The organism is Streptomyces buecherae, assembly GCF_014295035.1.
In the GTDB taxonomy this organism is placed as follows: domain Bacteria; phylum Actinomycetota; class Actinomycetes; order Streptomycetales; family Streptomycetaceae; genus Streptomyces; species Streptomyces youssoufiensis.
The window spans coordinates 5,255,200-5,273,796 of record NZ_CP060404.1 but is presented as its reverse complement, the minus strand read 5'-3'; the positions used below and the strand labels follow the sequence as shown (position 1 = coordinate 5,273,796).

15 protein-coding genes are annotated in these 18,597 nt (G+C 74.8%); 7 read left to right on the top strand and 8 right to left on the bottom strand.

Annotated elements, in window-relative coordinates; translation table 11 throughout:
• Window positions 1-53 precede the first annotated feature (53 nt).
• Entirely contained in the window at window positions 54-1,373 is a 1,320-nt protein-coding gene (locus tag H7H31_RS20815) for an alpha/beta fold hydrolase (protein ID WP_187060391.1), read from the bottom strand.
• 225 nt (window positions 1,374-1,598) lie between these two features.
• On the opposite strand from H7H31_RS20815, the gene H7H31_RS20810 reads away from it, so the two are divergent.
• Window positions 1,599-2,990, top strand: a complete 1,392-nt coding sequence (locus H7H31_RS20810; RefSeq protein ID WP_372456052.1) for a helix-turn-helix domain-containing protein — start codon at window positions 1,599-1,601, stop codon at window positions 2,988-2,990.
• Between the two features lie 330 nt (window positions 2,991-3,320).
• Here H7H31_RS20810 and H7H31_RS20805 read toward each other — a convergent pair whose 3' ends face one another.
• Window positions 3,321-3,695 (bottom strand): STAS domain-containing protein, encoded by a 375-nt coding sequence (locus H7H31_RS20805; protein WP_176166141.1) that lies wholly within the window; start codon window positions 3,693-3,695, stop codon window positions 3,321-3,323.
• Between the two features lie 396 nt (window positions 3,696-4,091).
• On the opposite strand from H7H31_RS20805, the gene H7H31_RS20800 reads away from it, so the two are divergent.
• Together H7H31_RS20800 and H7H31_RS20795 are read left to right on the top strand one after the other, a co-directional pair.
• Window positions 4,092-4,676 carry a sigma-70 family RNA polymerase sigma factor gene (locus tag H7H31_RS20800; protein ID WP_187061198.1) on the top strand — a complete coding sequence of 195 codons (585 nt, stop codon included), beginning with the start codon at window positions 4,092-4,094 and terminating at the stop codon, window positions 4,674-4,676.
• A gap of 302 nt (window positions 4,677-4,978) precedes the next feature.
• Window positions 4,979-6,217, top strand: coding sequence for an MDMPI N domain containing protein (locus tag H7H31_RS20795; RefSeq protein ID WP_408647980.1), 1,239 nt, complete (start codon window positions 4,979-4,981; stop codon window positions 6,215-6,217).
• A gap of 99 nt (window positions 6,218-6,316) precedes the next feature.
• Here the strand turns inward: H7H31_RS20795 and purU are convergent, their stop codons facing one another.
• Both purU and H7H31_RS20785 read right to left on the bottom strand, forming a co-directional pair.
• Complete coding sequence (gene purU / locus H7H31_RS20790; RefSeq protein WP_187061197.1) at window positions 6,317-7,261, bottom strand: formyltetrahydrofolate deformylase; 945 nt, start codon at window positions 7,259-7,261, stop codon at window positions 6,317-6,319.
• 32 nt (window positions 7,262-7,293) lie between these two features.
• Entirely contained in the window at window positions 7,294-7,794 is a 501-nt protein-coding gene (locus H7H31_RS20785; protein ID WP_187061199.1) for an SCO4402 family protein, read from the bottom strand.
• A 117-nt stretch (window positions 7,795-7,911) separates the two neighbouring features.
• Here H7H31_RS20785 and H7H31_RS20780 point away from each other — a divergent pair, with 117 nt between their 5' ends.
• Window positions 7,912-9,303 carry an ABC transporter substrate-binding protein gene (locus tag H7H31_RS20780; protein WP_187061196.1) on the top strand — a complete coding sequence of 464 codons (1,392 nt, stop codon included), beginning with the start codon at window positions 7,912-7,914 and terminating at the stop codon, window positions 9,301-9,303.
• Window positions 9,304-9,366: 63 nt separating this feature from the next.
• On the opposite strand, the gene H7H31_RS20775 is transcribed toward H7H31_RS20780, so the two are convergent.
• Together H7H31_RS20775 and H7H31_RS20770 are read right to left on the bottom strand one after the other, a co-directional pair.
• Complete coding sequence (locus tag H7H31_RS20775; protein WP_187061195.1) at window positions 9,367-11,589, bottom strand: hypothetical protein; 2,223 nt, start codon at window positions 11,587-11,589, stop codon at window positions 9,367-9,369.
• 574 nt (window positions 11,590-12,163) lie between these two features.
• Window positions 12,164-13,549, bottom strand: a complete 1,386-nt coding sequence (locus H7H31_RS20770; RefSeq protein WP_187062053.1) for a tetratricopeptide repeat protein — start codon at window positions 13,547-13,549, stop codon at window positions 12,164-12,166.
• 331 nt (window positions 13,550-13,880) lie between these two features.
• Between H7H31_RS20770 and H7H31_RS20765 the strand changes: the two genes are divergently transcribed.
• From H7H31_RS20765 to H7H31_RS20755, 3 genes are all read left to right on the top strand, one after another.
• Window positions 13,881-14,540, top strand: a complete 660-nt coding sequence (locus tag H7H31_RS20765) for a bifunctional DNA primase/polymerase (protein WP_222623864.1) — start codon at window positions 13,881-13,883, stop codon at window positions 14,538-14,540.
• Window positions 14,541-14,748: 208 nt separating this feature from the next.
• The gene (locus H7H31_RS20760) at window positions 14,749-15,603 is read left to right on the top strand and encodes an ABC transporter ATP-binding protein (protein ID WP_372456051.1); all 855 of its coding nucleotides are present in this window, start codon (window positions 14,749-14,751) and stop codon (window positions 15,601-15,603) included.
• 188 nt (window positions 15,604-15,791) lie between these two features.
• Window positions 15,792-17,375, top strand: a complete 1,584-nt coding sequence (locus H7H31_RS20755; RefSeq protein WP_187062050.1) for a transporter — start codon at window positions 15,792-15,794, stop codon at window positions 17,373-17,375.
• Window positions 17,376-17,435: 60 nt separating this feature from the next.
• On the opposite strand, the gene H7H31_RS20750 is transcribed toward H7H31_RS20755, so the two are convergent.
• Together H7H31_RS20750 and H7H31_RS20745 are read right to left on the bottom strand one after the other, a co-directional pair.
• Window positions 17,436-18,203 carry a hypothetical protein gene (locus H7H31_RS20750; protein ID WP_187062049.1) on the bottom strand — a complete coding sequence of 256 codons (768 nt, stop codon included), beginning with the start codon at window positions 18,201-18,203 and terminating at the stop codon, window positions 17,436-17,438.
• A gap of 112 nt (window positions 18,204-18,315) precedes the next feature.
• Window positions 18,316-18,576: a hypothetical protein gene (locus tag H7H31_RS20745; protein ID WP_187062048.1), complete on the bottom strand. Its 261-nt coding sequence runs from the start codon at window positions 18,574-18,576 to the stop codon at window positions 18,316-18,318.
• Window positions 18,577-18,597: the final 21 nt, after the last annotated feature.

Sequence of the window (18,597 nt, the reverse complement as noted above, 5' to 3'; positions counted from 1 at the left end):
CGCAACGGGCCCGCCCCGTTCCCGTCGCCTTCCCTCTGGCGGGGCCGGTACGGCTAGGCGTCGCGGGCCAGGCGCAGCAGGCGGTCGAGCACCACGCCGCCCGCGCGCACCCCGTCGTGCTCGTACTCGTTGGTGACCCAGGTGCGCAGGCCACGGATCGCGCGGGCGGTGGCCAGCGAGTGGTCGGTGTCCACGAACAGGTCGTCGTGGTAGATCGCGGCGGCCACCGGCACCGTGTTGCGGGCCAGCCGCTCGGCGTCGTACAGCGGACCCCAACCGGTGCGCGCGGCCAGGGCGTCGGCCGTCTCGCGCAGCGGGCGCAGCGCGGGCTGGGTCTCCAGCATCCACGGGTGCACGCTCTCGCCGGTGAGCAGCACGGGCGCGCCGGCGGCGACCGCGGCCGGCGCGTCGAAGCCGGGGAACTCGTCGCGCACCCGGTGCGCCGACCAGTTGGTGGCGCGGCCGTCCTGCGCGTAGATGGACTCGTGCAGCAGCGTGTAGAGCGGGCTGCCGGCGCGGCTGAGCACGGCGGCCACGCGCTCGCCGAACGCGTCGCTGAGCCGTGGCCCGTCGACGGTGTCCACGAAGGCGTCCTCCAGCAGGTAGTGCAGCCGGTGTGAGCCGTCGCCGGAGCCGAGCAGGATGCCGAGCTGCTGGAAGGCGGCGGGGGTGAGCGTGGAGCCGTCCGGCAGCACCTCCTCGTGCGCGCCCAGGTGCGCCACGATCCGCGCGGCGACCTCGGCGTCGCCGGGGTAACGGGCGTAGTGGGCCAGCGTCTTGCGCTCCATGCGCGGGTAGGCGGCGCGGTAGACCGCGTCGGCGTCCGCGTCCAGGCCCGGCAGTCCGCCGGTGATCAGGGCGGTGGCGATCCCCTCGGGCGCGTACGAGAGGTAGCTGACCGCGCAGAAGCCGCCGAAGCTCTGGCCCAGCACGGTCCACGGCCGGCCGCCGGTCAACTGGGCGCGGACCAGCTCGCAGTCGCGCACGATCGCGTCGGCCCGGAAGTGGCTGAGGTAGGCGGCCTGTTCGGCGGGGGTGCCGCGGAGCGGGAGGGTCTGCCGGGTGGCGGGCGTGGAGCGCCCGGTGCCGCGCTGGTCGAGGAGGAGCACCCGGAACTCGTCCAGGGCCCGGCCGAGCCAGCCGCCGCGCCCGACCGGCCGGTCGGCGCCGAAGCCGGGTCCCCCTTGCAGGTACAGCAGCCAGGGCAGCCCGTCGCGGTCGGCGTGCCGGTCGGCGGCGACGACCTCGCGGGCGTAGAGGCGGATCCGCTCCCCGCCCGGCGCCGCGTGGTCCAGGGGGACGTCGAAGACGTGATCGGTCAGGACGAGACCGGGCTGGCGTACGGTCGCAGGGGGGTCGACCACGTTCGACATCTGTCCATCCTCCAGTAAATCGACTAGTTAAGTGAATTTATCGCCGAGATAAATCCCTCCGCGATAAACCTACCTGCGGGAGACGAGGGCACGGTGGCTGACAAGGGCACCCGGGCGGCGGCCCGAGCGGACGACTCGACGGGGACGGCCGGGCACGCGGCCGGCCCGGCACCGGACGACCCGGCGCCGGACGATCCGACGGGGCCGCGCGCCATCGGGCGCCGCGTGCTGCGGCTGCGCACCGAGCGCGGGCTCACCCAGCGCCAGCTCGCCGAGCCCGCGTACACCGCCGCCTACGTCTCCACCCTGGAGGCGGGCCGGGTACGCCCGTCGGACGCCGCGCTGCGGCACCTCGCCGAGCGGCTCGGCACCAGCCCCGACGAGCTGGCCACCGGCCGCTCCCCACGGGCCGCGACCGAGCTGCGGATGGGGCTGACCGACGCCCGGCGCACGCTGGCGACCGGCGCCGCCCGCGACGCGGCCGACGCGTTCGCCGCCCTGCTCGACCGGGCCAGGCACCTCGCGCTCCCCGCCGAGCAGGCCACGGCCCTGCTCGGGCTCGGCGACTGCGCCCTGGAGAGCGGCGAACTCGCCACAGCGCGCCAGCGGTTCGCAGAGGCCGAGCGACTCCTGGCGGACGAGCCGCTGCCGCGCCGGGTGCCGGCCATCCGGGGCCGGGCCACCGCGCACCTGCTCGCGGGCGAACTGCGCTACTCCTGCTACCTGTTGGAGAGCGCGCTGGACGAGCTGAACGCCGCCGGGCTGCACGACCCGGACGCGCTGCTGCTCCTCTACACCGCCGCCATCGCCCCGTACATGGACATGGGCGCGCACGCGCGGGCCGCCCAGGCGGCCGAGCTGGCGCTCGCGCTGGCCCCGCGCGTCGCCGACCCGGTGCTGGTCGCCGGGATGCACCGGGGCGTGGCCCGCACCCTCATCGCGGAGGGGCGCACGGCCGAGGCGGACGCCTCGCTCGCCAAGGCGCAGGAGCTGTACCAGCAGTTGCACATCCACACCGAGCTGGCGCACTGCCACTGGATGCGCGGCTACGTACACGCCCAGGACGGCGACCTGCCGCGCGCCGAGGAGGAGTTGCGCACCGCGCGCTCGATGCTGGCGTCCAAGCGCGCCGCGCTGTTCACCGTGCAGGTGGAGGTGGAGCTGGCGGACGTGCTGCGGCGGCGCGGCAAGACGGACGAGGCGCGGGAGCTGCTGCGCCCGCTGCTCGCCACCCCGGGCCCGACCCGCGCGGAGTCCGCGGCGGCCGGCCAGGACGGGGCGGCGGCCGGCCCGGCGCCCGAACCCGCCGGCGGGCTGACGGCGGAGCGCGGCGCCGTGCACGCGGGCGGCGCGCACCGGCTGCTCGGGCTGATCGCGGAGGAGCGCGGGGACCTGGAGGCGGCCGAGGAGCACTACTGCGCCGCGCTGTCCCTGCTTGAGCGCTCCGGGGCGGCCGGCGACCTGGCCGACCTGTGCCGACTCCTCGGCGACCTGCTGCGCCGCACGGGCCGGGTGGAGGCGGCGCTCGACGCGTACCGCACCGGCCTCGGCCACCGGGCCGCCCCCGGCACCACCACCCTCGGCCCGGCCCCCGCCGGCCCCCCGACGCCCCACTGACCGCCCGCGAGCGCCGTCGGGCACGGCGGACGCGGGGTACGGGATATGCGGGACATGCAGGACATGCGGGTCACGGCGCAGGCGGGGCCGGGTCGGGCCGGTCACCGGGTGGCCGCGCCGGGCGACGGCCGACGAGCGGAGAGCGGCGAGCAGGCCGGCAGGCGACGAGCGGACCGGTGGGCGGGGAGCGGCGAGCGGGGCCGTCGGGCGGGCGGCCCGGGGGCGCGAGGGGCGCGGGAGACGTTCGGGGCGGGCGTACGGAGTGTACGGAGCGGGGTAGGACCCCCGGCCTACGGGCGCGGCCCGGGGGTGGCCCCTGGCGGGGAGCCGTTACGCGGAGAGCGGTTCGGCGGTCTCGTCGGTCGCGGTGTGAAGGTCGGGATAGACCTCGAAGAGGCGACGCACGCCGAGGGCGGCGAGCACGCGGTTCACGTGGGAGCCGTCGACCGCTCCCTGGGCGGGGAGAATCAGCCGCAGCCGCCCGGAGCAGGAGCGCATCAGGCGACGGGCCGCGATGAGCACGCCCACGCCGCTGGAGTCGCAGAACCGCACCTCCCCCAGGTCAAGGACGAGACTTCGGCGCCCCTCGGCGACGGCGTCGTGCACATGCTGCCGGACGGCGGGCGAGGTCACCAGGTCCATCTCGCCGGCGACCCGCAGCACGGCCCACTCCCCTTGCTCGACCTCCAACACCTTCAACGTCACGCGCCCGAAGCCCTTCGCTCGTCCGCCCACCGGAAATCCGTGAACCGGAATTGGCTGCTTCTGGAGCGGCTGCCCGAGCGCCACGCCACGAAACCCAGAACCCACGCCAAACCGGCCAACCCTCCCGACCCTATGCCCCGCCAGAGCGCATCAGCCCCCAAGATCCGGTCACACGCCCATAACACATCGACACATCCGGACGTGAGCGTTCGACATCGATCACAGTCCCCCGACTTTCGTTGGCCCAAAGTGACCGCCCCCATACCATCCGCCACCACCCGGCCGACGAAGCTTGCGGCAAACCCCCGTTGCCGTCGAAGCTCCGGTCTACATTCGAGTAGGCAGTGACAGACGGCCGGAAGACCGGGACGGGGAACGGGGACGTTGGGGGCCCGCATGACGCAGCAAGCACCGCTTCGCTGGGACCGCAAGATGCAACAGCGGCTGGCCCGAGGAGAGGCAGCCGCGCTCGGCGAGCTGTACGACCGCTTCGCGTCGCTGGTGCACCACCTCGCCTACCGCGTGCTCGGCGAGGAGGAGGCCGCGGACCGCGTCACCCGCGACGTGTTCGCCCACGTCTGGGAGAACCCGGGTTCCTTCAACCCGAAGCAGAGTTCGCTGCGGTCCTGGATCGCCGCCCTCACCCACCGGCAGGCGGTGCACCGACTGCGCCAGTCCACGGCGGTCAGCGTGGACGAGGGCGCCGACGAGGCCAGCCCGGCGGACGTCGAGCTGAAGATCCGACACGCCTCCGCCGCCGCTCGCGCTGACTACATCGTGACCGCCATGCCCGCGCCGCTGCGCGACGCCCTCGAACTCGCCTACCGCGAGCGGCGGGATTACCGCGAAGCAGCCGCCGCGCTCGGGGTCACCGAGGACGAGGCCAGACGGCGACTCCGGCTCGGCCTGCAACTGCTCTCCACGGCGCACGACGCCGCGCCACGGGCCAGCTCGCCCCCGGGACCCGGGCGCGCCCGGTGAGCGGGCCTGGCGAACCGGGCCGCACCGGCCCCGACGACAGCGACGCCCCCGGCCCCGCCCGACGGCCGCGCATACCCGCGCCGCGCCCGCCCGCCGAGGACGGCGGGCACTGGCCCGGGCCGGCCCCGGCCCGGCCGCGCGGGGTGCCGGCGCAGGGCGGGTCGCCCGAGGCCGCGGAGGCCGATACACGACACACGGAGTCCGAGACGGATGCACCCAACCCCACGACAGCGCGACCAGACGAGGAGCCGGCGGCGGCCGGCACCCCTCCCGAACCCGGCGCGCGAGGGGAGGCCGGCGGCGTGAGCGCGGAGTCCGACCTGACCGGCACGCCCGCCCCTTCGCACCACGTCCTCAAGTCGATGCTCGGCGCCTGGGCGCTGGCCGCCTGCTCGGCCGAGGAGATCGCGGTCGTCGACCACCACCTGAACCAGTGCCCGACCTGCGCCGAGGAGGCCGTCCGGCTGCGCAGGGCGGTCGGCCTGCTGCACGTCGAGGAGAACCTCGACCTCAACCCACAGCTCAGGTCCCGCGTCCTGGCCGGCTGCCTCGGCCGCCGCCCGGCCCGCATCCCGGTGCCCGAGTGGGCCGCGCCGTACGACGCGGAGGCCGCCCGGCTCGACGCGCTGATCGGCGACATGGGCGAGGCCGAGTGGCGCGCCCCGGTGGCGCTGCGGTGGTTCGACGGCGAGCGGGCCCGGCTGCGCGACACCACCGTGGCCGGCGTCATCGGCCACCTGCTGACCGTGGACGGCATCGTCGCCACCGCCGTCGGGCTGCCCGACCCGCTCGGCCCCGGCGCGCCCACCGGGCCGCTGGCGCGCACCGAGGCGTACTGGCGCGCCGAGCCCGCCCACGTTGCCCAGCTCACCCGCCACGGCGAGCGCCCGCACGGCGTCCGGCCGCCGCGCGCCGCCTCCCGGCCGGCCACCCCACGGCCGCCGGAGTCCTCGCGGGCCGGGCCGCGGCCGGGCGCGATCCGTGGGCCGTGGCGGGAGCAGGGGCACGCGTTGCTGCGGACCGTGTCGTTCGCCGGCCGTGGCATCAGCCAACTCTCCGTGCCGTACGGCGAGTTCGCGCTGCCGCTGCGCGACGCGCTGCTCGACCGCGCCTTCGAGTGCTGGGTGCACGGCGTGGACATCGCGGAGGCCGTCAGCTACCCGTACCGGCCGCCCGCCGCCGCGCACCTCAACCTGATGATCGACCTGTGCGCGCGGCTGCTGCCCCGGGCGCTCGCCGAGCGGCGACAGGCCGGGCTCGCCAGCCCGCCGCGCCACCTCGGGCGGGCCGGGGTGCCGAGCCGCTCGCTGCACCTGGAGGTCGAGGGGCACGGCGGCGGCCACTGGTGCATCGCGCTCGACTCGCCCACCGCGACGGCGTCCCCCGACGAACAGGTGGCGCACCTCGTGCTGGACCGGGAGGAGTTCTGCCGGTTGGTGGCCGGCCACGTGCCGCCGCTGGACGTGGTGGCCGGGCAGCTCGGCGACCCCGAGGCCATTCGCGACGTGCTCTACGCGACCGCCTCGCTCTCCCGGCTGTGACCGGCCGGCGCCCGGGCCGCCCGGACCGCCCGCGACTCGTTCGCCGCGAGCCGCGACCGACCAGCCCACCGACCCGTCAACTCGCCAACCCGCCGCCGGCTACGCGAAGACGACCGTGCGCCGCCCGTTGAGCAGGACGCGGTGCTCGCTGTGCCACTTCACCGCGCGGGCCAGCGCCTGGCACTCCACGTCCCGGCCGACCGCCACCAACTGGTCCGGGGTGACCTCGTGGCCGACCCGCTCGACCTCCTGCTCGATGATCGGGCCCTCGTCGAGGTCGGCCGTGACGTAGTGCGCCGTCGCGCCGATCAGCTTCACGCCGCGCGCGTGCGCCTGGTGGTAGGGCTTGGCGCCCTTGAAGCTCGGCAGGAAGGAGTGGTGGATGTTGATGATCCGCCCGGAGAGCCGCTTGCACAGGTCGTCCGAGAGCACCTGCATGTACCGGGCGAGCACCACGAGTTCGACCTCCTCGTCCCGGACGAGTTCGAGGAGTCGCGCCTCCGCCTCGGCCTTGGTGTCGGCGGTGACCGGGATGTGGTGGAAGGGGACCCCGTACGAGGCGGCGAGTTCGGCGAAGGTGGGGTGGTTGGAGACGACGGCCGCGATCTCGATCGGCAGGGCGCCGATGCTGGAGCGGAAGAGCAGGTCGTTCAGGCAGTGCCCGAAGCGGCTCACCATCAGCACGACGCGCATCTTCTCGTCGGCCCGGTGGATCTGCCAGTCCATCGCGAACGAGTCCCCCACGGCGGCGAAGCTCGCCCGCAGCTTCTCCACCGTGACCGGCGGCTGCGCCGGCGCGGACCCGCCGGGGCCCTCGCCGCGACGTCCGCCGGTGAAGTGCACCCGCATGAAGAACAGACCCGTGTCGCGGTCGCCGAACTGCTGGCTGTCCTCGATGTTGCAACCGGTCATGAAGAGGAAGCTGGAGACGGCGTGCACGATGCCCTGTTTGTCGGGGCACGACAGCGTGAGGACGAACTGCTCGGGGGCGGACTCGGAGACGTGCTCAGGAGCGGGCGGCGGCGCGGGCTGCGAGGCGTTCATAACCCAATAGCGTCGCACACCGCCGGCGGGGCTCAGGCCGTCTGCGTGAGCCGCGCCAGCGCCTGGAGCGAGTGCGGCGGCACGTCCGGGTCCTCGCCGTCGGCCGAGGCCAGGTGGACGTGGGCCTCGCGCGCCGCGTGCACCGCCTCGGGCCAGCCGGGGTGGCCCATGTACGTGGAGACCGGCGCGTCCGCCCCGACCTCGTGCATGATCCGCAGCACCCGGAGCACGGCGGCGTCCACGAGCGCGGCCTCCTGCGCGTCCCGGAAGATCGTCCCGACGTACTTCTCGGCCGACCAGTTGTCCAGCCAGGTGTCCTCGACGAGTCGGTACACGGCGTCGGTCACGTCCCCGTAACCGTCCTGGCCCGCGAGCCAGCAGTCCCGCTGGAACGCGGGGTCGGAAAGCATGTGCAGCGCCGAGCGCACGTTGCTGCGCCAGCGCCACCACGGCATGTCAGTGAGCGGCATAGCGCCCATGGTGGTCGAGCGGCGACCGCGACGGGAAGTCTTCTCCGAACCTTGCACAGTAATCGATCATACGTTCCGCACATCGAGTCCTCCTCGCACCCCCGCAATTCACCTCCAATACACTTTTCGTTACGCGGACAACTCTCAGGCGTTCCGGGCGGGACGCAAGGGTCTCTTCCTATGAACGGTCGGCGACGTCCCTTCCTCCGTCCTACCCCTACCGCGCGAGTGGCGGCTTGTGCGGCGGCCGGCACGCTGCTGATCAGCGGCTGCGGCATCCTCTCCGGGTCCTCGAACGGCTCCCGCGACGAACCCATCACCATCATGACCTGGGCCCCCGACGACACCAACGCCACCAACATGCCGGGCATGCCGGCCATGGCGCAGGCGTACGCCCGCTGGGTCAACGACAAGGGCGGCATCCACGGCCGCGAGCTGCGCGTCCTCACCTGCAACGAACGCAACGACGCCATCGCCGCCGCCCAGTGCGCGCGGCGCGCCGCCGACGAGAAGGCCGTGGCCGTCGTCGGCTCCTACAGCCAGCACGGCCGCTCCTTCATGTCGCCGCTGGAGGCGTCCGGCATCCCCTACATCGGCGGCTACGGTCTCTCCGAGGAGGAGTTCACCAGCCCCTTCTCGTACCCGGTCAACGGCGGCCAGGCCGCCCTCCTCGCGGGCAACGGCCGCCAGTTGGCGAGCGTGTGCGGCGCGGTGTCGCTGGTACGCCCCGACACCATCGCCGGCGACGAACTGCCCGAACTCCTCGACGCCGGCCTCGCCGAGGGCAACCGCAGCCCGGCCGCCGACATCCGCGCACCGGAGGACGCGAGCGACTACACGCGCCAGGCCCAGCAGGCGCTGACCGGGGCCGGCAGCGGCGGGGACCCGACCTCCGACGCGAGCACCGGGACCGACACCGGCACCGGCACTGACTCCGGCACCGACTCCGGCACCGGCGTGACGGACGGCACGGTCGCGGACACGACGGGCAGCGGCCCGGGGTGCGTGACCGCGGCCCTCGGCAAGCGCACCAACACCTTCTTCGACTCCTTCCGCCGCGTGCAGGAGGACGACTCGCGGGTGCGCATCGCCTCGATCCTGGGCAGCGTGCGGCAGTCGCTGGTGGACAGCACTGGCGGACGCGACAGCGCCCTGGAGGGGACGTACGCCACCGGCTGGTACCCGGTCGCCGACGATCCGCGCTGGAAGCCGATGCACAAGATCGTTCACGACTACGCCTTCGACGACAACCGCATCGACATCGCCGACCCCGGCGTGCAGACCACGTGGATCGCGTACACCGTGCTCAGGTCCGTGCTCACCTCGCTCGACCCGGGCAAGATCAGCGCGCACGCGGTGCGCACCACGCTCGACCGCGGCCACGCCACGGACACCGGCGGCCTGACCCCCAAGCTCCGCTGGCGCTTCCAGGACCTGCTGCCGATCCGCGACTACCCGCGCATCGTCAACGCCAACGTGACCTACCAGGTGGTCAAGGACGGCAAGTTGGTGGCCGTCCGGCAGGGCTTCGTCGACGTGGGCCAGACGCTGGTCAACCGCAAGGCGGCGTAGCGCCCCCGTCTTCCCCGACCGGCTGGCGCCCGCGCGGGCGCCAGCCGGTCGGGTGCGGGCCGGTCAGAGCTGCGCGGCCTGACGCTCCGTCAGGCCGAACTTGCGCGCGACCGGGTTCCACAGGTCGGCCGCCTGCTTCTTGGCCGCGCTCGCCTCGCCGCTGGCCCGGTTGCCGGAGGCCGTGTGGCCGGTGACGCGGGCCTTGCCCTTGTCGCAGCCCTTCTTCTTGGCGGCCTGGTCGGCCCAGGCCGCGTAGTGGTTGTCCGCCGACGCGGACGACCGCCACGCCTTGGTCAACGCCCGGGTGAGTTCGGCGTTCCGCGGGATCTTGTCCAGCTTGAGTTCGCCGAGCCGGGTCACCAGGGCGTTGCGCTGCTGCGCCGCCGACCGCAGATCGGCGGCGGCCTTCGGGAGCGCCTTGCAGGTCTTGATGTTGTTGACCGAGGCGATCACGCTGGCGCGGCTGTTGCCGCTGTCCTTGAGCAACGCGTCGAGCGCCTTGGCCTGCGGCTCGGCGGGGTCCGTGGTCTTGGTCGGCGTCGGGGACGGGGAGGCCGACGGCGCCGCCGACTCGCTGGCCACGACCTCCTTGCCGGGGTCGGTGGACTTGTCGCCCTTGTCCTTTTTGTCGTCGTCGCCCATGCTCATCGCGGCACCGGCCGCGAGCCCGGCCACGGCGCAGGCCGCGACCACGGCGCCGATCACCACGCCGCGCCGCGAGCGCCGCCGACCCCCGTCGTCACCGGAGTAGCCGACGGCACCGGGCCCGTCGTAGCCGGCCGGACCGTCGTGGCCCGGGCCGTGACCGTGCCCGTACGAACCGTGCGGCGGGCCCTGCTGCGGGGGCTGCGGGCCCGGGTCCTGCTGGTACAGCGGCATCTGCTGGGTGGAGTCCGGGCCTTCGGCCGCCCCGTCCGCCCGGAAGAGACCGTCGAACTCCGCGGGCGGCTGCCGGTCCCCGGGCGCCCCGGGGCGCACCCCGTACGGCGCGCCGCCCGGGTACGGCGGCTGGCCCGTGGCCGGGATCGGGCCCGGCAGCACCTGGGTCTCCTCGCCCACGCCCGGCCGCGGCGGGCCGCCGTCGAAGTTCGGCCGGCGCAGCATCGTGGTGGACTCGGCCGGCGACTCGGGGGGCTTGCGCGGCTCGGGCTGCGGCTGCCGGTGGCCCGACCGAGGCTGCTGCCCCGGGGCCGGCGGCTGCGGGCGCAGGATCTGCGTGTGGCCGCCCTGGTCGGTCGCGGGGGCCGGTGGCTGTGGGCGCAGGATCTGGGTGTGGCCACCCTGGTCGGCCTCGGGCGGCGCCGGCTGCGCGCGCAGGATCTGGGTCTGCGGCTGCGCCTCGGGCCGCTGGTACGGCGCGGGCTGACCGCTCTGGCCGAGTTGGCCGGTCTGACCGGGCTGGCCGTTCCCGCCCGGCTGGCCCGACTGGCCGCCGTACGGGCTGAACTGCCCCGACTGGTCCGGGTAGCCGGGGGCCTGGCCGGGTTGCTGGGACTGCCCGGGGTACGGCCCTGGGTGGCCGGGCTGCTGCCGCGGGGCCTGCCCCTGGTCGGCCTGCTGGGCGTGGCCGGTGGGCTGGCCGGACGACTGCGGGTAGCCGTAGCCCTGCTGGGGATAGCCGTAGCCCTGTTGCTGGGCCGGGTAGCCGGGGGCCTGGCCGGACTGCGGGTAACCGTAGCCCTGCTGCGGCTGGGGGTAGCCGTAACCCTGCTGCTGGCCCGGTTGGCCCGGCTGGTGGGCCTGGTGCGGCGGGAGGGCCGGGGAGGCTCCGGCCTCGGCCGGCAGCGGGGCCCCGGGGCCGCCGTAACCCGGCGCCGGCGCGGGGCCGGGCGTTCCCTCGGCGGGCAGCGGCTGCGCGCCACCGGGCAGCGGGGCGCCCGGCATCGGCCCGGGCAGCGCGCCGGGCGGGGGCCCGCCCGGTATGGAGCCGCCGACCGGCGGGATGAGCTGGGTCGCGTCGGAGTCGTGGCCGGGGGCCTGCCCGTACCCAGCGGGCGCGGCGGGCGGCAGCGGCTGGCCCGGCCCCGGCTCCCGTGGCATCAGCGTCCCGGCCTGCCCGGCGGGGGCGCCGGGCGGTGGGCCCTGCGGCGGGCGCGGCGCGTCGGGGCCCCAGGGGTCACCCCACGGCTGGCCTTCGGCCGGGGCCGCCTGCTCGGGCGAGGGCCAGTCGTACGGAGCGCCCTGCCCCCCACCGTGGCGGAGGCCAGCGGAGGGCAGGACCACGCCCTCGTGCGCGGGCGGGACCGCAGGAGGCTGCGGCTCATTTCCCTGTCCGCTCTGCGTCACCGGGACTCCTATGCGTTATGCGGAAGTACGGAACCGCCCGTCACGCTACCGGGTCCCCGCGCCCCGCGGACCGCGGGCAGCGCTCCCGGGCCCGCCCCGTAGGGGGCCTGCGGGGGCGCGGACCGGTACGGATGGGGCGGGCCGCGACAGCCCACGCAGCCCGTCACAAGCTCCCGCACAACGCCCACGCCGCCAGGGGCGTTGCGCGGCTCCCGGGCGGCCTCCGCGACGGGACGGTCACCGAGGTCGTGGGCGTCTCCGTCAGCACCGACGGACATCGGCGGGGGCCCGCACGCGCGCGGTGCCGGGCCCCCGCCGGCCCCGTGCCGGCGACGCCATCCCCCGCCTTCCCCCGGTGCGGCGCCGCGCCCTCCCCGCACGGGTCCGGGCCCCTCCGCCCCGGCTCATCACCCCCGTCCACCGCTCGCGCGGCTGCTGGTCCCGCTGGTACCGCTGCTTCCGCTGGTCCTGGCCGTGTCGCGCCGCCCGCCGGGGGCCGCTCCCCCTGCTCCCCCTGTCCGGTCGCTCCCGGGCGCGCGCCGGGGCGCGGGGCGGCGGCCGGTCGCCGGGTCCGTTACGCCGCCACCTCAAGCCGGGCGCTGAACTCGCGGACCACGGGCTCGTCCCGGAAGGGTTCGAGCCGCTGCTGGAGGTCGTCCAGGTACTCCGCGCCGCGGTGCGAACGCAGTTGGCCGAGGAGTTCCAGGGCGCGGGTCCCGGTCTGGCACGCCTCCTCGACCTCGCGCTGTTGCACGTGCGCCGCGGCCATCAGCAGCAGGCCGATCGCGCGCCGCCTGGCGCGCGCGTCGGGGTGCCCCTCGACCGCCTCCCTGGCGCGCTGCCCGGCCGCCTCGCCCTGGCCCAGGTCGCGGTGGCAGTGGGCGAGTTCGTCGGCGAGGTAGGCGTGGTCGAAGTACTGGATCCAGGGCGGGTCGTCGCCGGAGTCGGGGGCGGCATCGGCCTGTTCCAGGGCGGTGGTGGCCTGGTGGGCACAGGTCTGGCAGGCCCTGGCGTCGCCGAGCAGCGCGTGTCCGCGGGCCTCCGCCGCGTGGAACATGGCCCGGGCCCGCGGCGTGACCTGCCCCCGCGCCCCCTCCTGCGCGGCCCGCGCCAACTGGGCGATCTCGCGCGGGTTGCCCAGCGCCGCGGCGAGGTGGCTCATGCTCGCGGCCAGGACGTACCCGCCGTAGGCCCGGTCGCCCGCGGCCTGGGCCAGCCGCAGCGCCTGGATGTAGTAGCGCTGCGCGAGCCCGGGTTGGCCGGTGTCCACGGCCATGTAGCCGGCGAGTTCGGTGAGCCGGGCGACGGCGGCGAACAGGTCGCGGCCCACCGACTCCCGGTACGAGCCGGCCAACAGCCCGGAGACCACGCTGTTCAGATAGTGGACGACGACCGGACGCACATGGCCGCTGCCGTACTGGTGGTCGAGGGCGACGAGCGCCTCCGTGGTGGCCCGGACGGCCGCCACGTCGGCCTTGCCGACCCGGGCCCCCGCCGTGCGCGCCACCTGTGGGTCGGCGCTGGTGATCAACCAGTCCCGGCTGGGTTCGACCAGCGCCGACGCGGCCACCGTCGAACCGCTCAGGAAGTCGCGCCGACCCACGTCGCTCCGCCACAACTCGCAGACCTGCTCGATCGCGCCGACCACGGTGGGCGAGAACTGGAGGCCCACGCCGGAGGCGAGGTTCTTGCCGCCCGCCATGCCGATCTCGTCGATGGTGACCGTGCGCCCCAGCTTGCGCCCCAGCGCCTCGGCGATGACGGCGGGCGCGCGCCCGCGCGGCTGCTGGCCCCGCAGCCAACGGGCCACGGACGTCTTGTCGTAGCGCAGGTCGAGGCCGTGCTCGGCGCCGCACATGTTGACGCGGCGCGCCAGGCCCGCGTTGGAGCAGGCCGCTTCCTGGATGAGCGCCTGCAACCGTTCGTTCGGTTGCCGCGCCACGAGTGGCCTAGCGGCCATGGTGTACCCCCTGTTACTGCGGTGCGTTCACCTCGTGAACGCCGGTCTTTCGCGATCGCTGCCCGCCCGCGGAGCGGGAGACGCAGCACGTGCCCGCGTGGCGCACGCACGACGGCCATCGGCTGCTTCGGGCCCGTCGGCCACGCGGCCTTCGGGGTCCGAACCGTGTCCCGTCACGGAAGGTGGTTACCCGCACACGGGCCGAGTCCTCGTACGCGCCCCCACCCATGCATCCATGCGCCCCGCGTGCCGTAGTGATGCTCCCCTCCCCGGCTTCGGCCCAGCCGTAACCCTTGGTGACAGCGGTAGTTGAGTGAGCGTGGAGAAGACCTTGGACGTCACAGCAAGTGCGCAGATCCCCCAGCAGCGCGGCGAGTCGCTGCTCGACGCGGCGGTGCGGTACGCGGAAGAGCGGCATTGGGATGTCCACCCCGGCACCTGGCTCCAGGTGGTCGAGGGCGGCGAACGGTGCTCGTGCCAGCGGGCCGACTGCCCGGCGCCCGGGGCGCACCCGGCGCGGGCGGACTGGGCGGGCGCGGCCAGCGGCAGCCCCGCCGCCGCGCGTCGGATGTGGGAGAAGACCCCGCGGGCGTCAATCCTGCTGCCCACCGGGCGCACCTTTGATGTGCTCGACGTGTCCGAGTCAGCCGGCTGCCTGGCGCTGGCCCGCATGGAGCGGATGGGCGTGCCGCTCGGCCCCATCGCCTGCACGCCGGGGCGTCGGATGCTGTTCTGGGTGCTGCCCGGCGGCGCGCTCAAGGTCCTCGACCTGGTCCGGCGGATCGGCTGGCCGCCCGCCGCGCTCGACCTGGTCCCGCGCGGCGAGGGGGACTACGTGGTGGCGCCGCCCTCGCGGGTCGGCTCGCGGGGCCCGGTGCTGTGGGCACGGCAGCCCACGTCGGCCAACCGCTGGCTGCCGGACGTCGAGGAGTTGGCGAGCGCCCTGGCGTACGCGTGCGGACGCGAGGCCAGCGTGGCCCGGCGCCGCTAGCCGACACCGCGCCTGACCTGCGGGTCGGGGCATTCCGTCAGCGCGCCCGGGTGCGACCCCCCCGCCCCCGGGCGCGCGGCCTTAGGGTGGACGCTGCGCGGGGGCGACACGGACCTCCGGGCGACGGCGGAGGGCGAGATCGGTGGCATCGGAGGCAGCGCACACCAGCTCGGGGGCGGCGAAGCAACCGCTTACCGACACCACGGCGGTGACCGGCGGCACGGCGGCGACCGGAGCGCCGACGGGCGCCGAGGCCGACGGCCGGCAACGGCCGGCGCCGGGGGGCGCGGGCGCCGAGCGGCCACCCGCGGTGCGCGTGTCCGGGCTCTGGAAGCGGTTCGGGGAGCAGGTGGCCGTCGCCGGCATCGACCTCGAACTCCCCGCCGGGCAGTTCGTCGGCCTCGTCGGCCCGAACGGCGCCGGCAAGACCACCACGCTGTCGATGATCACCGGCCTGCTGCGGCCCGACCTCGGCCAGGTGGAGATCGCCGGGCACGACGTGTGGCGCGACCCGGTCGCCGTCAAGGCCCGGATCGGGGTGCTCCCCGAGGGGCTGCGGCTGTTCGAGCGGCTGTCGGGGCGCGAACTCCTCGCGTACACCGGTCGGCTGCGCGGCCTGGACGGCGACGAGGTCGACAGCCGGGCCACCCAGCTCCTGGGCGTGCTCGACCTGGCCGGGGCGCAGCACAAGCTGGTGGTCGACTACTCGACCGGCATGCGTAAGAAGATCGGGCTCGCGGCGGCGCTGCTGCACAACCCCGAGGTGCTCTTCCTGGACGAGCCGTTCGAGGGCGTGGACCCCGTCTCCGCGCAGACCATCCGGGGCGTCCTGGAGCGCTACACGGCCTCGGGCGCCACCGTCGTCTTCTCCAGCCACGTGATGGAGCTCGTGGAGTCGCTGTGCGACTGGGTCGCGGTGATGGCCGGCGCGACCATCCGCGCCCACGGCCCGCTGGCCGAGGTACGGGGCGCCGCGCCCACGTTGCAGGACGCGTTCCTGGAGCTGGTGGGCGCGAACCGCCAGCAGGGCCACGACCTCGACTGGTTGGGCGGCGCCCGATGAGCCACCCATCGCCGGAGCAGCCGCGGCAGCCGCGGGACCCTGCCCTCCCGCGCCCCTCCGTGGCGCAGCCCGCTGCGCCACAGCCTGCCGCCGCCCCGCGACCCTCCTTCCCTCCGGCGGGCGGTGAAGGAACGCGAGGCCCGCTCGCCGGGTCCGGTTTCGCGGCCCCCGCGCCGGCCTCGGTCGCCGTGCTCGTCCAGGTCTTCGCCGCGCTCAAGCTGTCGCTGCTGCGCAACGGGCTACGGCAGTCCAGCGGCCGGCGCGCCGCGTACATCGCCTCGGTCGTCCTCGTCGGCCTGTTCGCCGTGCTCCAGCTCCTCGGCCTCATCGCGCTGCGCGGCCACGAGCACGCCGCGGCCCTCGTCGTCACGCTCACCGGGGTGCTCGCCCTCGGCTGGGCCGTGATGCCGCTGTTCTTCCCCGGCGGCGACGAGACGCTGGACGCCACCCGGCTGGTGATGCTGCCGCTGCGGCCCCACACGCTGATCGCGGCGCTCCTGACGTCCTCGCTGATCGGCATCGGCCCGCTGTTCACCCTGGCGCTGGCGGTCGGCTCGGTGGTGGCCGTGGCGCACGGCGCCGCTGCGGCGGCCGTCGCCGTGCTCGCGGTGGCGCTGACGATGCTGGTGTGCGTGGCGCTGGCGCGCATGGTCGCGACCGCCAACATCCGGCTGCTGACCAGCCGCAAGGGCCGCGACCTGGCGCTGCTGAGCGGCCTGTTCATCGCGGTGGGCGCGCAGGCCGTCAACCTCGGCACGCAGAAGCTCTCCGACGCCGGCGGCCTCGGCGCCTTGGAGCCGGCGGCGGACGTGCTGCGCTGGGTGCCGCCGGCCGCCGCGGTGGACGCGGTGTGGTCGGTCGGCGACGGGTCGTACGGGACGGCCGCCGCGCAACTCGGGCTCACCGTCGCGGCCCTGGCCGGCATCGTGTGGTTCTGGCAGCGTTCCCTGAGCACGCTCATGACCTCCCCTGACTCCTCCACGATCCAGGTCGCCCAGGAGCGCACGCGCCCCACGGACGCACGCGGCCCGGCCCGCTGGCTGCCCGCCGGCCGCACCGGCACCGTCATGCTGCGGACGCTGCGCTACGCCTGGCGCGACCCGAAGACCAAGGCCGGCTGGGCCACCGCCCTGGGCATCGGGCTGCTGCTGCCGGTGGTCATGGTGGCGCAGGGAGGCGGCAGCGTGTACTCGGCGTGCTGGGCGGCCGGGCTGCTCGGCATGCAGATGTACAACCAGTTCGGGCAGGACTCGTCGGCCTTCTGGATGGTCGCCCAGACCATCGGCACCCCGCGCGACGCCTACCTCGAACTCCGCGGCCGAGCCCTGGCCCTGGTCCTGGTGGCACTGCCGTACGTCACGCTGGTGGTCATCGGCGCGGCGGCCCTGCTCGGCGACTGGGCGGCCTTCCCGGAGGTCCTCGGACTCTCGCTGGCCATGCTCGGCGCGCTGCTGGCCACGGGCGCCCTCGCCTCGGCCCGCTACCCGTACTCCATCCCCCAGGACAGCGGCTACAAGAACGTCGTCCCCGGCCAGGCGGGCCTGGCCTGGATCTCCATCCTCGGCGGCATGCTGGTCGGCGCCCTGCTCTGCGCCCCGGTCCTGGGCCTGACCATCTGGCTCCACGTCGCCGACCACCACGGCCTCCTGTGGCTCATCCTCCCCATCGGCGCGGCCTACGCCTACGCCATCACCCACATCGGCCTCCGCCTGGCCGCTCCCCGGACGGCCGACCGGCTGCCGGAGATTTTGGCGGCGGTGAGCAAGGGGTGAGCGGCGGACCGGTGCCGCCCCGACCGGTGCGGGCGCGGCACCGGTCGGTCGGGCGGTCGGTCAGTCGGGCGGGCGGCGTGGTGGCGGCGCTGACCTGACCTCGCGCCGTAGTGCGTAGCCCTCCGGGTTGCCTCTCGGCAGTTCACGTTCCAGGAGGGCGTGGATGTCGCTCGGTGTGTCGGACCGCAGGACGACCCAGGTGTCGTCCGCGAACCGCAGGCGGAGTACGCCCGCCGTCCGAAGCCCGGCCGGCGGGCCTTCGATCACCGCCTGGTCGGCCGACAGCACTTGGAGTACCTGCATCTCCTTGCCCTTACCGAACCCCACCCGCTCCGTCGGGCCGAGAAAGGCGATCGCCCCCGGCACCAGGACCACCAGCCGCTGGGAGTGCGTGGAGAGCGTGTAGTACCGCAGCAGGAACTGCCCCGCCGCACCGCCCCAGTCGCCGTCGAAGACGCGGTCCAGGCCGTGTTCGGCCACGGCCTTCCGTTCCGCTCTCGACTCCCGCCAGGACCCGCGCGCGCGTTTCAGGTTCTTCCCCGGGCGGAAGGCCGCGACCAGCAACGTCAGCGCGCCTTCGAGCAGCGCGTAGGCGAGGACCGCGGCCCACAGGGGAGCGGCCAGGACCATCAGCAGTGCGAAACCCAACGGCACGTGGCCTGGCCTCAGTCGGCCGTTGCCCGCCGCCGCGTGGACGTCAGGCGGCGGCTTGGGAATGGAGTCGAGCTTGCACCACTCGCCGACCACCTGGCTCGGCAGCAGCTCTTCCGTGAAGCGCCCGTACCGCAGAAGATCCTTCGCTCGCGTGCGGTCTTCCTCGTCCAGCATGTTCCCCCCTATTCCTACCCCCGCGCTTGGTGCCCTCCGCCGAGCTTCCGTTCCCGTCCGAGAGTGCCGCGCCCTCCGCGAGCGTGACCGTACGGAAACCCGGTCAGGCGGGTCAGTCGTCCTCCTTCTTCTTCTCCGCCTCCTCCTTCTCCAGCTTCTTCTTGACGCGCTCCATCTCCTCCTTGGCGTACTGCAGGGCGGCTCGAATTTCCTTGGACCGCTTTCCCCAGTCCGCCCGGAAACGGTCGCCGGCAGGGCCACGCCATACGGTGTCGCCGGAATACCTCTGCACGGCGTCGAGCGCGCGCTCCAGTTCATCCGCGTATCGCTTGAGATCGCGAATGTCCTTCTCGCAGTCAGAGACCTTACTCATGGCTCCCACCCCCGTGTGCGG

Coding starts and splice junctions, on each gene's coding strand:
- purU (WP_187061197.1), bottom strand. CDS start 7,261: ATGAACGCCTCGCAGCCCGCGCCGCCGCCCGCTCCTGAGCACGTCTCC.
- H7H31_RS20750 (WP_187062049.1), bottom strand. CDS start 18,203: ATGCTGGACGAGGAAGACCGCACGCGAGCGAAGGATCTTCTGCGGTAC.
- H7H31_RS20815 (WP_187060391.1), bottom strand. CDS start 1,373: ATGTCGAACGTGGTCGACCCCCCTGCGACCGTACGCCAGCCCGGTCTC.
- H7H31_RS20745 (WP_187062048.1), bottom strand. CDS start 18,576: ATGAGTAAGGTCTCTGACTGCGAGAAGGACATTCGCGATCTCAAGCGA.
- H7H31_RS20770 (WP_187062053.1), bottom strand. CDS start 13,549: ATGGCCGCTAGGCCACTCGTGGCGCGGCAACCGAACGAACGGTTGCAG.
- H7H31_RS20780 (WP_187061196.1), top strand. CDS start 7,912: ATGAACGGTCGGCGACGTCCCTTCCTCCGTCCTACCCCTACCGCGCGA.
- H7H31_RS20800 (WP_187061198.1), top strand. CDS start 4,092: ATGACGCAGCAAGCACCGCTTCGCTGGGACCGCAAGATGCAACAGCGG.